Genomic DNA, 15817 nt, shown 5'->3' with positions numbered 1-15817 from the left:
ATCCGAGCTATCGATTGAAAAATGTTCTGTCCTGCGCCAAGGCCAGCGCAGCTTCTCGATCAATCCGCTTGCTCGTCAGAAGGTTCTGCAGGTCTTGATCGAGTGTCTTCATGCCTTCGGTTTTTCCTGTCGCCAACACGCTTCGCATCGACTCAGTCCTACCCTCACGTATAAGGTTCCGAATGGCCGGCGTTGCAACCATGATCTCGTGCGCGGCGACCCGGCCAGGTCCATCAACACGCTTCAGCAGGACTTGCGATATCACTGCCTGAATGCTCTCGGACAGGATCATCCTGACTGCGCCTTTTTCAGATTCAGGAAAAACGTCAATGATCCGATCAACGGCCTTTGGTGCCGACATCGTATGAACCGACCCCAGAACCAGATGCCCTGTCTCGGCAGCCGTCAAAGCAAGGCGAATTGTTTCCAGGTCCCGCATTTCTCCGACGACAATAACGTCGGGATCCTCACGCAGTGCGTCACGCAGCCCCGCTTGAAAGGTGGGGGTATCTTTGCCAATTTCGCGTTGATGGATCAACCCTCGGGCGGATGTATGGATCAGCTCGATGGGGTCTTCAAGCGTCAGCACATGTCTTTGCTGTGTGGTGTTGATATGGTGAACCATCCCATTGAGCGTCGTGCTCTTGCCAGACCCGGTCGGCCCGCAAACCAATACCAGACCACGTGGTGCTTGGGCCAGCTCACTGAGAAGGGCCGGAGCGCCGATGTCTTCAAGCGACTGGACGTGTTGAGGAAGGATACGGATCGCAGCAGCCGGGCCGAAGTGGTGGCGGTAAAAATTGACGCGAACCCGTCGTAGCACGCCACCGGCCTCAATTTCCGCTGAATAATCACCGCTTTCGTTTACCAGGTAGGATTCCATCAGATCCGCATGAATAACACTTTGCGCCATCAACTTGATCTCATGATCGAGCACCGGCGGGTCGGACAACGGAACCAGAACGCCGTCAACTCGGATGTAAGGTACGCGACCAGTCGACAAATGCAGATCGGAGGCGTTTTGCTCGCAAGCAACTTCAAACGCAGACAAAAACTTGGCTTTCATTCACTCTCCGTGACATTCAGATATGAAACGAGGGCGCACTGAGCCAGCACCTGCTTGGCCCGAGTTACGATCAGATGTAGGGCTGAGCTCGATACTGGGTTCAGCGCCAATGCCCTTGACTCAGCCGGCGTATGCTCGTGAGTCATATCGAGAAACGTCTGTACCAGCCACAAGAAGCCTTTTATGTTGGCAAGCTGTTTAACCGCTCCAGTTTCATCGTGCCGGCACATCCAGGCCGTTACGTGTGAGTAAGCGTTAAGCTCATCAAGCGCATTGGCAAGCGTGTTGGACGGCGTATTACGAACGTACTGCCAGAAAATCCTGTGGTCTTTTTCTTCGTTGGGCAGCAGGGCGTCAATGTCCTTGTTGGTCAACGTCGGCCAAGCGCCCGCATCAAGATATGGCTCGTAATAGACTCCCTCAATAAAGAACCCTTGGTGCACCATGGAGTCGATATGGATCAGCTCGTGAAGGACGGTGCCGATACGCTCATAGGGTCGCTTGAAACCCTGCTTTAGCGCGTAAGTGTCAAATACTTCGTGGTAGGCAGGGTACTTTTCATACAAGGCATGAAGAGCGGGGGAGTCGATTACCACGTCATCAGACTGCATCTGGACGGTAGCCTGGGTTGCAGGCACGCCGAGGAACAAAGCAGCGGCCACACTGCATAAGATTCGATGGAGAGTTTGTCGCATTACTTGACTCCGGCCGCAAACTCCCTGCATCGCTGCTATCTCGTTGGGCCTGTGTGTTTGAAAATTCCTTGGTAGGAGGCTCGAGAAAGCGTTACGTCCCGGCCTTCTGATCTGCGCAGCAAGCGGCCGTATTTTTTCCGGACGTACTTGCCTGCAGAGATGTGATTGGGCCAAACGACATATCCAAGATACGGAATCCCATCCTTTACCCGGCGAATGGCAATCTTGTGTGGGTTCGCTGACAAACCGTATCGAAGAAGTTCTGCAAGCACCAGGTCTTTCACTTTATGCAGCTCTTCCTTGGAATCACTGAAAAAGATCAGGTCATCGACGTATCGCATGTAATGCTTGAATCGCAGAACCTCTTTCACCCAATGGTCAAACTCATTCAGATAGATGTTGGCCAGGGTAGGACTCGACAGGTTGCCGGATGGCAGCCCCTTGTCCACCGTCTTTCGATAGGGATGATCGACCGGGAAAAGATGGTCAAATTCGTTGCCCGTCTGGAAGGATTCGATAAGAGAAATCAGCAGCTCGCGAATGGCGTGATTGCCCTCTCGGCGCAGCACGATCTGTTTAAGGTAGTGGTGCTGAATGCTCGGAAAGAACTTCGAGACATCGATCTGCAGCGCGTAGGGCAGACTGGTCTTTCGCGCCCAGCCGGCCACGCGCTTTACGGCGGCATGCGTTCCCTTTCCAGGCAGGTTGCCGAACGAGTCGTAGATGAAACGGCGGCTCCAGTGTCCAATCAAATGTTCATAAAGCATCCATTGCACCACCCGGTCTTTAAGCGGTGCATTTGCAATGGAGCGTCGGCTTTTTTCCTGTACCCAGAAATACTGGTACGGGCCAAACTCGAATTGCCCTTCTCGCAACCGAGCCTGGATGATCGATAAATAGTGAAGCCGTCGAAGATTGAACTTCACGTAACGAGGACGCAATGAACGAGACTGCTTGGTGCGAAACCAGAGTCGATTCAGGTTGTGCAACTCGGTGATTCGATGAAAATACCCCGGATCGCTTGGATGGGGTACCGAATTTGAGGCGGCTCCTCCTCTGCATGAGAGAGAGTCACCGCCCCGTCCTCGGGTGGCTGAGCGTCTTTGACGCTCAACATGCTTTCGGGCAGAAGCCCTGGAGTTTGTTATCGAATGATTATTGCCCATCATTCATCCCTGAGTGATGTCGGCGGTCCTGCTTCAAACGATTGGGAGGCCCACGACAGAAACGATGTTGTTGTTGCTGTTGTTGTTGGTGGCGTTATTCCACGCGCACGAGGCACACTTGGTCCACAAACCCCATCAACGTACCGGTGCAGAGCGCCGGTACTTGTTGATCAGTCCTCCAACCAGGCTACCCATCTCGATAATCAGGGCGGCGCGAAGGTTGAACTTGTCATTGTTTAGTTTCCCCACTTTCCTCCAATGGTCCAAAAAGTACCGGTAGAGATCGATGTCTCCAGATAGCCTTTTCAGAAGGCCGGTTCGATCATCGGAGCTGGAGAATCCGTACACCATGCGAATGATTCTTCCCAAACAGTCTGCTACATCTTGCCCGACGAAAATGCGTAGATCACGCGGCATCCGTTTCAAGTCCTTGTGAGTCTCTTCGTACAACTGGTCGACCGCTTGCTTCAGTCGAAAGGTGCTTTGTTCCGGCCGAAGAAGAATCTGTGCCGCTCGCGCCGTGCGCAGCCGATCCGTTTGCGACAGCTCGGCGACCAGCTGCTCGACGATCGAGTCAGGGATCTCATCGATCAGACTGCTGGTGGTTTCTTCCCTAGAGACATGGACTTCGTAGTTGCCGCGGGAACCCAGAGCAACAACGTACGGGACTTTGTAATCCGCAAATACATGCCAAAGCGAACGACGATGCCGTGACACCGGTAACCCGCATCGAATGCTTGGTGCGGATTCCGGACCAACGACCCGAAGCCGATAGCCTTTGAGCTTATGCAGGAAGTAAGCACTTTTGCCATACGCATGGAGGAACCCGCCGGCCTGTATCAGCACCAGGTGGTGCGGATATTTTTTGAACACCATTGCCGATGTCTTGATCAGCGGGTCTTCTCTACCAAGACCAAGCTCAACGCTGTTGCGAAGCGTAAGGGCATAGTCCTTTCGCTCCTGGTCTGTGGGTTGTATTTGTTCCATTTCTCTTTTACGAAAAGCAGGGGCTTTGCCCCTGCACCCCAGGGTCTAGGGTCCAGGGCCTAGAGTCTATAAACAAGCTACCGCTTCCTTTCGAGTGATAGGGAGGCCCACGACAGAAACGATGCCGTAGCCGCTGTAGCCGTAGGTGGCGCTATTCCACGCGCACGAGGCATCCGTGCCGCATTCGCGAAAGTAGCCAGCAGTCTTGGTTCCGTAGAGCATGCCGGTGAACGTGCTCCCCTCGAAAATCCCGTTGCCCATGAGCATTTTTGGCGTACCGCTTACATTGAAAAAAACCAGGTAGCAATCACCGCCGCCCGTTTGTTGAACGATGATGGTGGGGGGCTGGGTGACTGCACTTTGATCGACCTTGGCAACTGCACCTGTAGGGTTCTGTACGACATTCTGCGAAGCGCCACCATTGGTCGAGCGCACCGTGATAGATCCATTGATTGACTGCTGGCCTGTTTCCCACATCCAATTCTTAGCAACAGCGGGGACAGCAACGATAAGGGCGACAGCCGTCGCGACAAGAAGTTTGCCGAGTTTCATGATTCTCTCCAAAGATGGGGGATGCTGCTATTGAGCCTTGGCCAGGCGCCAGTAGTAAGCGGCAAATGCCCGGTCAAAGATGTTGGAAGGGGGTTTAGGAGCGGGGCGTGCCACACCGGATTCGATCAACTTCACGTTCAGAGGTGTGCCCCGAATCCAAACGACGACATTGTTTCCGTCATAAACGTCGAAGCGGGCCGTCTCCTGACGTAGCGCTCCGACCGCATGAACCGCACCATATACGTCAATGATCTCTGTATTGGCCAGCCGAAAGGTTTTTTGCTGGAACTGATCTTTGATGGGTATTGAAACAACCAGCTGTGTGGTTTCGTCAATCCCTTCAATGTTGCCGTAGAGCTGAACGTGTTGCTCAGGACCGTCCTGGTGTACGTGTGCTCGAACTGACCAGTAGAGTCCGTTAAAAGTGGCAGTAACCCGGTGCTGCACATCAGTAATTCCGATTGCTCGTGCCATTGACCCTTCGGGAATAATCATGAAGCCGCCGACCAGTGAAATGATTAGTGCAACAATGACGAGAACCCGAAAAAGCCGAGGGTAGTCATAACGTAAAGTATCCAACCACTCCATTACGTAGGCTCCCTATATGGGATGCGCAGTGACTGTTCCCCAATACGAAATTCGATGAACCGCATCGAGATAGCGGACAAGACCGGTATAACCGAACCTCCGTTTGGCCGTTGCACGGACAACGATTGCAATTCAGAACCCAGTTTCACAAACCTTCCGTTCAGGAAGACACCGTTATCAGTGATGCCGTCAATACGAACCTGCTGAGCAAATAGGGCCACATAGTCGGGCTCTGGCGCAGGCGCGGGCAGTGGCTCCTGTGCAGCCGGCTGCTCTTTCTTTCGGAAAAAAGCATCGACGTTCATATCGGGATCAATTGGTTTAAGCGCGACGGCCTGCTTTACCCAAACGGGATAGAAACTTTTGGGATCGACCAGGTCGCCTTGGTGATTGACTTTGGGAGCCATTTTTACCGGCATTTGACGCATCCGAGTAATGACATGGTCTGTGATTTGCCACGTCAAAAACAGCACCACCGCTGCGCCCATATAGATGGTCCGCGCTGTCATGCCAGAAGCAAATTTTTTAGATGATTGAGCAGCCATAAAAACTCCATCAGGATTGGCTGGTGCGCAGCAGGATGCAAAAGTCGCCGAGGTTGGCCGTAGCCAAGGAGGAATCACCCTTGATGCTGATCTTACCGATGTGGATATCGGGCTGATCCGCCAGTTGGCTCAAACCTCTGAAAAGCGTCTCGTAATCGTGTGCTTCAACGAGCAGCGAATCGTGGTCGGCACCGCGGGTTGAAATGAGACAAATCTTCGTCAGCCCGATATGCAGGTTGTTCTGCACAATCGGTTCAATTGTGTTCAGGATTACGTTATCCGCATTTGTTCTCAAACCATACCGATCAAGGCCCACCATGGCGTACAGCGAGATCAAATCCTGGATGGAATCATCACGCCGATATTTTTTCTCCCATTGCCCCAGTACCTCTCGTAAGGCCATATAACTTTGGCGCCACTGATACACACCTTCAGTTACGGTCTCCTGAGCTGCCGCCTTGGACCGCAAAATGGTTGAGGCGTCCCAACCATTGAGCAGCAGCAACAGCACAAAAACCAAGGCGATCAAGAATGGTGCACGTCGAAACTGATGACTAATCATGAATGAACCCTTCGATATTGAAGATGCGCCTGGCGCCATTACCCGTGGCCCCCGCGTCTTCTCGCCAGCCTTGATGGGACAGCCTCAAGGACATTCCGGTGCTGTTGGCGATAGAGGTCATTACATCCTTCGCTTGGAGAATCGCAGTATCCCGTTGGCGAGGTACTGAAATGGCCATCCAAACGTCAGGTGTTCTATCAGGCATGATCTGGTTCCTTTGGCGTGTGTGCTCGGGAGAGATCAGGGTGTTTCCATTTGCCCTTGGACCATCCAGCGCGGGAGCGGGCAATTTGAGTTCCACAATTTGCACATCCGGCACGATGCCGATTCCACGCACCACGCGGATTGCTTCTTGCGTCAGCCGCACCTGCCGCCTCGGTTGCTCCATGTAGAAGCGGCGCGCATTCATGATGTCCAGGAAGTTCGTGTCGATACCACCCGCATCGCGTATGGCTGCATCGGTAATGGCTGTCTCGTACTTCGATAGGGCGCCGTTGTAACTGCCCCAACCAAACATCAACAAGCCGCAGTAAACGACAACGCCGGCCGCTGCTATTCCGGCGGGCATCCAATAAGCACGGCCTTTTGCATACGATCGGACCAACGGTCGAAACGACAGACGTTTCAGGGGGGCATCCCCGATGTAGGCAACATCATGCAGCCCCCAGTTCGCTAGGGGCGCAGCCTGCACGATTCGAGCTGTGGGGTAGCTGTTGCGCAGCGTCGCGATCATGTTTTCCAGGGCATCTACGAAACTAGATGCTTCGGCGCTAGGCAGATGTTTTTCGTTTACCTCATGGATCACTCCGCCCTGAAATACAAGTACGTCAACGTTGGTGCCGTTGTCCGCGCTGGCTCCGCCACCCAATAGGATTAGCGTGCCTGGATCCCGCTGAGAGAAACCCCAAGACAAGTATCCATCCAGCGCGAGCGCAAAACGATGACGCTGACGCTTAAATAGTCGCTCATCCACAGCCACATGAATTTTTGGGCTGCTTTTGGCAACAAGTGTCCGTACAAAACCTGCCCCTTCTCGCGCTGGTTGTGAGACAAAGTTGCTTGGATGCGTATCCGCTCGCAAAGAAGTAAAGACGGGTTCACCCACCAGCAGGATCTTGCGCGACCCGAGGTTCTCAAATCGTGCGTCATCTACAGCGGAAATCACTTCGTATCCGCGCCGGGCAGAGACTGGTTGTTGAGGCCTGGCTTTGCGATTGAATCTTTCAAGCATGTTTACAGTCCTGATTGGTTGAAAGCCTGACCAAGCTCCCAGTAGTACGCAATTAAAGGTGCCACCGCCACAATGGCAGTTATGGTTATCGATACGACCCAGAAGCCTTTCAGAACGGCTGCAAGAAGCTGGCTTCCTTCCTTGATGAGCGATGGAGCAACCTTTTGTAAGGCTGTATCCACTCTCCCAGTTGAGTCGGCCATCAAGAAGGCCTGGCCGATGTAAAACGGCCACCACTTTGCCCGATCATCGGTCTGCAAGCTTGGATCTGCAGCATCACTCATCGAGCGGTGATTGACCTCCAGGTCATGCAAAAATTGCTGAACGCTCTCCTGCATTGCTTCGGGCAGAATTGGCTGGGTCAGCCTCAAGCCGTGCGTGGTTGAAATGCCAGCTGCAGCCATCATTGCCATGTAGTTCGCCCAGATTCCGAAGTACAGGTCTCTAAGCGCATTACGCAGCACCGGAACTGCCATGCTCCAGTTCAGAATCGTTGTGCGGGCCTCGGCTGATCTCAACCAGCTGGTCAACAAAACAGCGATGATGCCAATCGCTCCAAGAATGATGAAGCCATGGTTTGCCGCAAGCTCACTGAGCCATGCTGACAATTTCATCATCGGACTCGGTGTTTTCGTACCCAATGCCCGACCAATGTTCGGCAGAACAACGACCATGTAGAAAATGAAGATTCCGATTCCGCATCCAATCAGCAGAAACGGATATCCAAGCTTGGATATCTGCGCCTGAATTTTCAGTTGAAGCTCAGTGGTTTCCGCTATTTGAGCAAGAGCTTGCTCAATCTTTCCTGACGCCTCGCCTGCTCTCACAGCATTCACAAGACTGGAAGGCCACACCTGAGAAAGAGGTTCAGAAAGGCGGGCGCCCTGTTCGACTGAAACCTGTGCCTTCTGCCAAAACTCTTTCTGAGCAGGCTGCAACGAAGACATCCGTTTCATGATCTTGTCGATTGCAGTGCCGGCACCAAACATACTTGCCAATGCATCGGCCGCTGCATTGATCTGTTTAAGCGACATCATGTTGATGACCTTTTTATGACATTGTGACGGCACTCCAGATCGTTAGAGCGCTCCGGGAGTCCTTTGTCCGCTTCATTCGAAGATGGCGTCGAAACCGACCTGGTGTGAATCCAAACGGCTTACGAGATTCTGGAGCATCGTCAGCTTTCGATAGGGTGCCAATCCTTCGCGGGAAGCCACGCCTTCAATCAACTTTCTCGCATGTTCCTTTGCTTCGCGCGTCATCAGCAGAACCTCATTGACAGGCACTACCCCCGCGTAGCCTGAATTACCGCAGCGATCACAACCATCAGGATTGGGTCGAGCAATTTGAGTGGGTAGCGAAGCCTTCTCACCTATCATTTCGCAATAGGCAGCGAATTCGGCCGCTTCCGTTTCGGTGTGCTTGTCGACGATGCGACAGTGAGGACAAAGTCGCTGCACAAGGCGCTGGGAAATAATGGCGCTGCAGCTTTCCACCAATTGGAATCGTTTATCGGCTGGCAGCATCTTGGCCAGATGATCAAATCCTTGAATCGTGTTGCTGGCATGCATGGTGGAAAGTGCCAGATGGCCTGTGCTTGCTTGCGCCACACAGATGTCTGCTGTGTGCTGGTCTTGAACCTCTCCTACCCATATCAGGTCTGGGTCGTGGCGTTTGAATGCTCGCAGCACCTCACCAAATGCAGCCTCTCGAGTAACGTGCGTCGGTACATTGACCTGGGTAATACCTGGCAAGAACCGTTCAATGGGATCCTCAACCGAGAGACGCTTGCGGCGAGAACCGAAAAGATTAACGTGCTCACCGATGGCACCCGCGACAGTTGTTGACTTACCGCTGTTCGTCGGCCCTACTACGACAACTAGACCGTACGAGAGCCTCATCGCAAAGCGTACGGTTTCTATGACGACCGGGTCTAGCTCCAGCTTGTCCAGAGAAATATTGGCATCAGTGCGAGGCAACAACCTGATCGAACATGACGTGAGATTGCGCAGTTCGCCCAAATGATTCAGTGGGATAAACGATAGCCGTAAAAACACATCCCCGGCCGTCGAGCTCTTATAAGAAATGTGCCCGTTGGTGGGCAATCGTTGTTGCGTGTTGCTCGGATTAGCGCCGGACTTCGACTGCAGCAGCTGGATTATCTGTGCGCTTTGTTCTGCGCTGATTCGATCCCCGATTGTGGGCGCCGTCACCATTTCGTTATAGCGTCGGATTTGTACGCGATACTCGCCATTTCGTTGCGGCATGAGGGCGATGTCAGTGGCTCCCGTACTAAGCGCATGGTCAATCAAACGGGTTACCAGACGGTTCTCTTCTTTATCACGGTTCTCCGCGCTGGCAGCCACCCAGAGGTTAGCCAGTTCAGCGGTGCTGGATGTATCGGTGCTGTCCAGCACATTGCGAATGATGACGGAGATTGCATCCCGGGCCCCGACTGCCAACCGTGGGACGCCACCCAGATGTTTCACGATCGGGTCGGCTTGCTGCTCAGCGCGGCCCATAGATTTGAAGCTTAGCAACGCCGGCCATGTCGCAAAAACCAGCACCGGCAGCGTGTCTTGAATCATCATGACCGCCGCATCGATGCCATCAGCCCGCTTCTTAACGTCCCGGTCATGCATACATTCATGCACCGACAGTTCCGTTAACTGAGAGTAGTAGGGATATCCTGCCTGCAGGGCCAGGATGCGATCTTGATTTGCTGCAATGCCTGACTCGTGTTGAGCGAACCACGTTACTGTGCGCTGCTCGGCGGGCTTGGTGCTTAATAACCGATCGCGACGCTCTTCGCTGATAATGCCGAGCTTTACCATAAGGTCGCCGGATTTCAGTTCTTTAGCCAAGAGGCAGTGTTCTGCAACATCCAGAACCGTCTCGGGTGGGCTACTCCATCCCCATTCTTTTGCAACGTCAATTGCTTGCATAGTGCGCCTAAAGTAAAGACAGGTCGTAAGTTGCGGCGACCGTTATTTGTGTGCCAGCAGCATTGAAAACCGGGGCGCGGGAGAGCAACACAATTGTTTGGTCGCTTTCCAGCTGATATTCAATCTTGCCGCCCCATTGGTCGTACAAATCAACACAGTCCAGAGGGACCGATTCGAAGGCGTAGGCGCCGATACAGTCGTTAAGGGCTGACGAAAAACCCACAATATCGGCCAAGGTCTGGATAGAGCCATCCGACATAACAGAGCCATCAGACTTCGCGGCTGGAAATGCACCATGGCTGTTGTAATGCTGCGCTAGTTTCTGAAGAGTACGGTGCAGCCGTATTCGTTGATTGGCCAGCTCGTTATGAACTGAATCCTTGCTTTCGCGCCTGTACCAGGAGCTGCCGGGTGAACCACACCAGCTGGTGGCTGACGAAAAGGGGCCTGTCCCGCATGAGTTCTGGCCAAGGTAGGTTTCACGAGAAATCCCGTCTTTAGGATTTGTTGTGAAGAACGTCATTCTGGAGTAACGCCAAACGCTATCGGTTAATCCTGTTGTGACGTCATATCCCTGCCAAGGGCCATATAAACCACGCACGTACTCAAAACCAGGTGTTGTTGCCAAAGCCGTCAACGACAACGGGAATTCGCCCCTCTCATTGACATACTGGTCGAGCGCTTCAGCAATCAACCTGGTCTGAATTGCACGCGCATGTTCCTGATACATCTGACTGAGTTCGCGATAGTGCGTGACCAGCCCATCCGAGATGTAGGCCAGCCACGCAGATAACGCAATGACGAACACTGCGTACATGAAGCAGCTCCGCTGTTTAGTTGACTGGCCGGCGCAGAGTCACTGTGCGAGCGCCCGCCGTTTCGGCACCATAGTGCACGGCCACGTATGAGTTGCTAGCAGCAGCACCAAGATCTGTCACACTCGGCACAAACTGCTGCACGATCAGCAAGGCCAGCTCGGACGGTACGTTCTGATATTGGGTATCAATAAAGCCTTGTCCAGAGCTAGTGGATCGCGCAATCACTACCTCATAGCTCGACACGAGCCATCGCGTATTGGTGGCATCCCATTGGGCAGATTCAGTCAATGGCAGTACTTTTGACTGGCGGTAGCAACTTTCATATGCGGCGGGAACCGTGTAACCGCCGGTTGCTGCGCTAGTATTTCCGCCGATCAACAGATTAAGTGCGTTGGCTGCGCTATTCCCACTGACCGGACTGTTCGCCGGATCCGTAGTTGTTCCGCAGGTTTGGGCAATCATTGTCCAGTTGTCGGTCAGTTTCTGCGACATGCGCGTCATGGCCGTTGCGTTTGCTTTTTCCGTCGAGCCGCCAAGAGAACGACCAGATAAAGCGTAAAGGATCCCGACAACCACCACCACAATCATGACTTCGAGAAGGCCGAACCCTCGTTGACGACGAAGCTTCGATTGATGTTTGTCATCCGGCCTTGTTTGAACGGTTGACTGTTGATTTTCTACAGGCGTGTGCATGCGAACTCCAATGAGCGATAGAAATGAAATTTAATGAATAAAGGGCTTAGAACGTCAGAAAGACGTTGTTCCCACGTACTGCGTTATCTGGCGGAAGGCCTTGTGAGATATCACGCAGAATACGCAAAGCTGCATAGTGAGGTGGCTGGTCTGGATCCTGTAGACCAGTGGGGTCATAATCGCGGCAATATTCAATTGACCCACCCCAAGCGGTCTGACCAAACTCTTCTCCCGCAAGACCAAGCGTCGGCAAAATGTCGTTTGAGTCATCCAGCCGATACCAGCCATCCAGGCAATCTTGATTACCAGCTGGATTAGATGTAGCAAGCGACCCAGGTTCTGAGTTTCCGAGTTGATTCGGATACCAGTTCGTAGAGTCCGAAGCGCTCGCTGTGAGCTGCTGCACACGGAGATATCCAACCATCGCTTCGCGCAACCGCTCCAGTCGCTGAACAGTGTTTGCCAGCATCATCTTCTGCACAGGCAAAGACGAAATCAAAAACGGGCTGCCGTCAGTCCCGGAGGTTGCCCAGCTGGCATGGTTTGCTACAGTCATGGCCGCAGAGTCACCGGGCACACCGCCCGGTCCCGGATTACAGTCGGCGCTTCCTTTTGAGCACGCCGTCAAGTAAATCGCACCGACGTCATAACGAAGAAACACTGATGGACCGCTTTGGAAAAAGAGCGGCGTTTGCATTGCGGGCGGTGACACCATCTGATAAACGCGCACATTTGCTGCTGTACGTCCATCATCATTGACTTCGGACATATTGACGCCCGCCTGCACTAGCGCGGACGATAGTGCCAACCCGGCTGGCGTACTGTCTGCGGGGTTGTATATCGCATTCGTCAATGCGCCTGATGTTACCGGTGCTGGCAATCTGCCTAACTTTGAGCTGGATGCAACCGACATCAATGCAGCGCCGATCCTGAGGTTGTTCAAACGATGGCGCTCTTCGTACGCTCTTTCATTCATCGTTATGATCGACCTCATCAGTGGCCCCAACGCAGCCGAGAGGATTCCGATTACCAAAACTGAAATCATGATTTCAAGAAGAGCAAAGCCCCGTTGAGCTTGGCGGCGATCAGGCCGCGCTCTCGCCCGGCGCTTTTGCCAGCGGCGCACTTTTCCAATCATCATTGCCTCTTATTGACGGTGACACGCAAAGCGAAGTAGTAGGTCTGTTTTCCTCGATTGGCCTCCTTTGTGCCGAAGATCCCACCCAGAGGACCTCGAGCCCCTCCTGGAAGACCGCTCTCATCCGCACTCATACTGTCCTCCGTCTGGCCACCAATAATAATCATGTCACCATCACGCAAAAGAACTTCGCCTTGGGAATTTTGTTTGGTCAATAGCGGAATCGCGGTGTTTACCGATTGAGCAGTATTTCCGAAGGTAATCATCTGTGAGAGGACCCTGGTTCCTGATCGAATAATTTGATTAAGAGACAACTGCACTCGAATAAGTCCGGTGCTGACATCAACACGTGGATTCACGCGTAAGTCAATGCCGGTTTCTACAGGAATGATTTGGTTCTTCGTTGCTGTAATTGCAGAGCCGGTTCCACCGGCAGCTGCTTCCTGAGTTATGTCATTGTAGTAATCAACATATTTTCTCCTGAAGACTCCCGGCACACCAGAAGTGGTTGTTATCCGTGGTTTTTGGATTACAGAAACCTTACCCACTTCGGATAAGTATGCGTTGAAAATATTCAGTGCATTTTCACCACTTCGGTATTGACCACCGATAAGCGGGCCAGCAACGCCTTGAGCACTGGCCGCTACAGCAGGGACACCACCTCCTTCTGGCATGCTTACCGTGACCCCACCTAAAGCATTATTTGTAATGATGGCCCCATACTTCCCGCCAGCCCATTGTGCGAACCCTGATAAGTCAAATCCTTCACTATCACCACGTGATGTGGTGACCAGGATTATTTCGCCAGCAAATGAAATGTTCGTGTTGTACATTTCCTGCACGTTTTTAAAGTAAGTGTCAAGCTCGGATAGCACCCACTGTGGGGCCTGCACAGACACTGCGCCAGTCTCTGGGTTTATAGAAAATGAGCCTAACTTTTGACCTGCATAGGACTCGGTACCAGAAGTGCTCAGCATCGAATAACTTGCACCTTCAATCCCAGGAACCATTGGGGTGGTACCAGGCAGTGGTGGTGGAATATTTGCAGCCATTCCACCCGCTGAGGCCGCAGCGCTTGGCACTTGGATAGTCAGACGTGCCTCCAGCTCCTTAGACAAACTGGACCAGAAGTCATCACTTGACTGGACTGTAGTGCCCTGACCGTCCGCACTGCTTCCTGAAGAGTTTGAAGATGATCGCGAGTTCGATGACTGCGCCGGAGTAGAGCCGGTACGTCCGGCCGCACCGTTGTTTCCATAAACCCCTGAAGAATCATCGGACTCGAATGCAGTGTTTTCATTGCTGGAGGTGGCAAATGAGGTACGACGGTTACCAATGTTCAAGGTCCATGATTTCGTTGCAACAGGGCGAATGGTGATCAGTTGACGACTATCGTCGACTTGATAGTCCAGGCCAAGCGAGCCCAAGACAGTTTTGAGCGCTGTGTCGGCATCAGTCCGGTTTACTCGCCCTACGTACGTATATCTGTCTAAAGGCAAATCACTTGCAATATTGAGGCCTTGTTCAGCGAATTTGGATACGATAGCAGCCAATGGTGTTGGCTTCTTGATGTCTAAGCTAACCATTTTTGTGCGTAGCCAAAGCCCACCGTTTAGTGATGTCATCGCGGTAACTGGGACAAACGCGCCAGGTACTTCAATCACTCGGCTGCGCTGTGCCATTCGAAATGGTGTTTTTAATTCCGTATGACGAACGCTTTGTTCTGTATCAATATCCCGAGCAACTTCTGCCACGGTGCCGCATCCTGCTAAGACGATGGTGGTTATTGCCACGAGGGCCTTTTTTGGAATCATTAGTAAACCCTCTGTTGCCGCGTCACGTAAATAAGTGGCGGGTTGTTTTGTATACGCAGCTCAGCAAATATTTGAATGTCTGGGGGAAGAGCGTTGAATAACTCGATTACGGCGTCTTTAAATTCCCCCACAAAAATATTGCTCGCATCAATGCGCAAATGCTCTTTTTCAGGAAGGGTCCATGCCAAAGACCAGCCGGCTGCATCCGCCCATTTTTGTACTACCTCGTGCAACGTGGTTCCTGCAGTCACTGACCATGTAGGTTTTGGTACATCGACAGGTACGACCTCCGCTGCTGTAACCACCCACTCTTCTGGCTCACGAAAAATATCGTTTTCGACGGCAACAACATCATTTGTAAAGCCCGGATCTGTCACTTCGTCCGGGGCTGTGGAATTCGGAGATGCATCAGTTGGCGCAGCCGCAATGATTTCTTGCGTAGGGATCGGGGCTGACGCCTGTGGTTCGGCATCGATGATCTTTATTCGAATGGATGGTGTGGGTGCTTTAGCGGTCGATACTGCAGGAATGCAGACGATCAGGGCCACCAGGACGCTGGCAGCCCTGCACATAACTGAGTGCATGGAAACTCCTTGCCTGGGATTAGGCTAATGGGATTGGAGGAATTGAGAGTCGTGCAAGATCCGCGTGCGCTGCCCTGGTGTGCTCTGGTTTGACAAGTTGACGCAATAGCAAAAGGGTCTCTACCGATGCGGATTGCACTACGGCGGTTGCTGCTGTGTTGGGGCTTGCTGCTTCGGTGGCCGCGCCTTGGGACTGATAGTCCAGAATAATGCTGCGCAACTCAACGATTTGTTCACTGAGGTTTAGCGCATCATCGATCAGTCCGCGGACATAGTCCGCGAGGGGCTTTCCTGTCAGTGCAGCGCCTGATCGGAGCCGATTCATTTGCGCAGGCGTGACGCGTAGATGCAAGATCCCGCCCGAAAGGGTCTCTTTCATGATTTGTGCTTGTGGTGTGATGCCAATGGAACCGACGTGGTGACGTGGCCTGAT

Annotated in this window: 17 protein-coding genes; all 17 read right to left on the bottom strand. The window is 52.8% G+C overall.

Going from position 1 to position 15817, the window contains the following annotated elements; translation table 11 throughout:
* Positions 1–7: 7 nt before the first annotated feature.
* Positions 8–1066, bottom strand: a complete 1059-nt coding sequence (locus tag VDP81_RS02970) for a PilT/PilU family type 4a pilus ATPase (protein ID WP_323011482.1) — start codon at positions 1064–1066, stop codon at positions 8–10.
* Entirely contained in the window at positions 1063–1761 is a 699-nt protein-coding gene (locus VDP81_RS02965) for a hypothetical protein (protein WP_323011481.1), read from the bottom strand. The genes VDP81_RS02970 and VDP81_RS02965 overlap by 4 nt, the downstream gene beginning before the upstream one ends.
* Positions 1762–1796: 35 nt before the next feature.
* Entirely contained in the window at positions 1797–2687 is an 891-nt protein-coding gene (locus VDP81_RS02960; protein ID WP_323011480.1) for an RNA-directed DNA polymerase, read from the bottom strand.
* Between the two features lie 375 nt (positions 2688–3062).
* A complete protein-coding gene (locus tag VDP81_RS02955) occupies positions 3063–3914 on the bottom strand; it encodes a hypothetical protein (RefSeq protein WP_323011479.1) in 852 nt (283 codons plus the stop codon).
* 66 nt (positions 3915–3980) lie between these two features.
* Positions 3981–4466, bottom strand: a complete 486-nt coding sequence (locus VDP81_RS02950; protein ID WP_323011478.1) for a hypothetical protein — start codon at positions 4464–4466, stop codon at positions 3981–3983.
* A 27-nt stretch (positions 4467–4493) separates the two neighbouring features.
* A complete protein-coding gene (locus VDP81_RS02945) occupies positions 4494–5054 on the bottom strand; it encodes a hypothetical protein (protein ID WP_323011477.1) in 561 nt (186 codons plus the stop codon).
* Complete coding sequence (locus VDP81_RS02940; RefSeq protein WP_323011476.1) at positions 5054–5599, bottom strand: hypothetical protein; 546 nt, start codon at positions 5597–5599, stop codon at positions 5054–5056. The genes VDP81_RS02945 and VDP81_RS02940 overlap by 1 nt, the downstream gene beginning before the upstream one ends.
* Positions 5600–5609: 10 nt before the next feature.
* Complete coding sequence (locus tag VDP81_RS02935) at positions 5610–6161, bottom strand: hypothetical protein (RefSeq protein WP_323011475.1); 552 nt, start codon at positions 6159–6161, stop codon at positions 5610–5612.
* Positions 6154–7392, bottom strand: coding sequence for a hypothetical protein (locus VDP81_RS02930; RefSeq protein WP_323011474.1), 1239 nt, complete (start codon positions 7390–7392; stop codon positions 6154–6156). Before VDP81_RS02930 ends, VDP81_RS02935 begins: the two co-directional genes overlap by 8 nt.
* A 2-nt stretch (positions 7393–7394) precedes the next feature.
* Positions 7395–8429: a type II secretion system F family protein gene (locus tag VDP81_RS02925; protein WP_323011473.1), complete on the bottom strand. Its 1035-nt coding sequence runs from the start codon at positions 8427–8429 to the stop codon at positions 7395–7397.
* 72 nt (positions 8430–8501) lie between these two features.
* Entirely contained in the window at positions 8502–10337 is a 1836-nt protein-coding gene (locus tag VDP81_RS02920) for a GspE/PulE family protein (protein ID WP_323011472.1), read from the bottom strand.
* Between the two features lie 7 nt (positions 10338–10344).
* Positions 10345–11154: a hypothetical protein gene (locus VDP81_RS02915; protein ID WP_323011471.1), complete on the bottom strand. Its 810-nt coding sequence runs from the start codon at positions 11152–11154 to the stop codon at positions 10345–10347.
* 16 nt (positions 11155–11170) lie between these two features.
* Positions 11171–11848 carry a type II secretion system protein gene (locus VDP81_RS02910; RefSeq protein WP_323011470.1) on the bottom strand — a complete coding sequence of 226 codons (678 nt, stop codon included), beginning with the start codon at positions 11846–11848 and terminating at the stop codon, positions 11171–11173.
* A 46-nt stretch (positions 11849–11894) separates the two neighbouring features.
* Complete coding sequence (locus tag VDP81_RS02905; protein ID WP_323011469.1) at positions 11895–12989, bottom strand: type II secretion system protein; 1095 nt, start codon at positions 12987–12989, stop codon at positions 11895–11897.
* Positions 12986–14740, bottom strand: a complete 1755-nt coding sequence (locus VDP81_RS02900) for a hypothetical protein (RefSeq protein WP_323011468.1) — start codon at positions 14738–14740, stop codon at positions 12986–12988. The genes VDP81_RS02905 and VDP81_RS02900 overlap by 4 nt, the downstream gene beginning before the upstream one ends.
* 59 nt (positions 14741–14799) lie before the next feature.
* On the bottom strand, positions 14800–15384 hold the full coding sequence (locus VDP81_RS02895) for a TcpQ domain-containing protein (RefSeq protein ID WP_323011467.1): 585 nt from the start codon (positions 15382–15384) through the stop codon (positions 14800–14802).
* A gap of 19 nt (positions 15385–15403) precedes the next feature.
* The gene (locus VDP81_RS02890; protein ID WP_323011466.1) at positions 15404–15763 is read right to left on the bottom strand and encodes a hypothetical protein; all 360 of its coding nucleotides are present in this window, start codon (positions 15761–15763) and stop codon (positions 15404–15406) included.
* Positions 15764–15817 lie beyond the last annotated feature (54 nt).

The sequence above is a fragment of the Castellaniella sp. genome, assembly GCF_034675845.1.
Taxonomy (GTDB): domain Bacteria; phylum Pseudomonadota; class Gammaproteobacteria; order Burkholderiales; family Burkholderiaceae_B; genus Castellaniella.
Note: the sequence above shows the minus strand (reverse complement) of the source record. Positions and strands in the feature narration are given on the sequence as shown.

Bases quoted from the DNA above. Each gene is read 5' to 3' on its own strand.
- VDP81_RS02970 (WP_323011482.1), bottom strand. From the start codon at position 1,066: ATGAAAGCCAAGTTTTTGTCTGCGTTTGAAGTTGCTTGCGAGCAAAAC.
- VDP81_RS02965 (WP_323011481.1), bottom strand. From the start codon at position 1,761: ATGCGACAAACTCTCCATCGAATCTTATGCAGTGTGGCCGCTGCTTTG.
- VDP81_RS02955 (WP_323011479.1), bottom strand. From the start codon at position 3,914: ATGGAACAAATACAACCCACAGACCAGGAGCGAAAGGACTATGCCCTT.
- VDP81_RS02950 (WP_323011478.1), bottom strand. From the start codon at position 4,466: ATGAAACTCGGCAAACTTCTTGTCGCGACGGCTGTCGCCCTTATCGTT.
- VDP81_RS02945 (WP_323011477.1), bottom strand. From the start codon at position 5,054: ATGGAGTGGTTGGATACTTTACGTTATGACTACCCTCGGCTTTTTCGG.
- VDP81_RS02940 (WP_323011476.1), bottom strand. From the start codon at position 5,599: ATGGCTGCTCAATCATCTAAAAAATTTGCTTCTGGCATGACAGCGCGG.
- VDP81_RS02935 (WP_323011475.1), bottom strand. From the start codon at position 6,161: ATGATTAGTCATCAGTTTCGACGTGCACCATTCTTGATCGCCTTGGTT.
- VDP81_RS02930 (WP_323011474.1), bottom strand. From the start codon at position 7,392: ATGCTTGAAAGATTCAATCGCAAAGCCAGGCCTCAACAACCAGTCTCT.
- VDP81_RS02925 (WP_323011473.1), bottom strand. From the start codon at position 8,429: ATGATGTCGCTTAAACAGATCAATGCAGCGGCCGATGCATTGGCAAGT.
- VDP81_RS02920 (WP_323011472.1), bottom strand. From the start codon at position 10,337: ATGCAAGCAATTGACGTTGCAAAAGAATGGGGATGGAGTAGCCCACCC.
- VDP81_RS02915 (WP_323011471.1), bottom strand. From the start codon at position 11,154: ATGTACGCAGTGTTCGTCATTGCGTTATCTGCGTGGCTGGCCTACATC.
- VDP81_RS02910 (WP_323011470.1), bottom strand. From the start codon at position 11,848: ATGCACACGCCTGTAGAAAATCAACAGTCAACCGTTCAAACAAGGCCG.
- VDP81_RS02905 (WP_323011469.1), bottom strand. From the start codon at position 12,989: ATGATGATTGGAAAAGTGCGCCGCTGGCAAAAGCGCCGGGCGAGAGCG.
- VDP81_RS02895 (WP_323011467.1), bottom strand. From the start codon at position 15,384: ATGCACTCAGTTATGTGCAGGGCTGCCAGCGTCCTGGTGGCCCTGATC.
- VDP81_RS02890 (WP_323011466.1), bottom strand. From the start codon at position 15,763: ATGAAAGAGACCCTTTCGGGCGGGATCTTGCATCTACGCGTCACGCCT.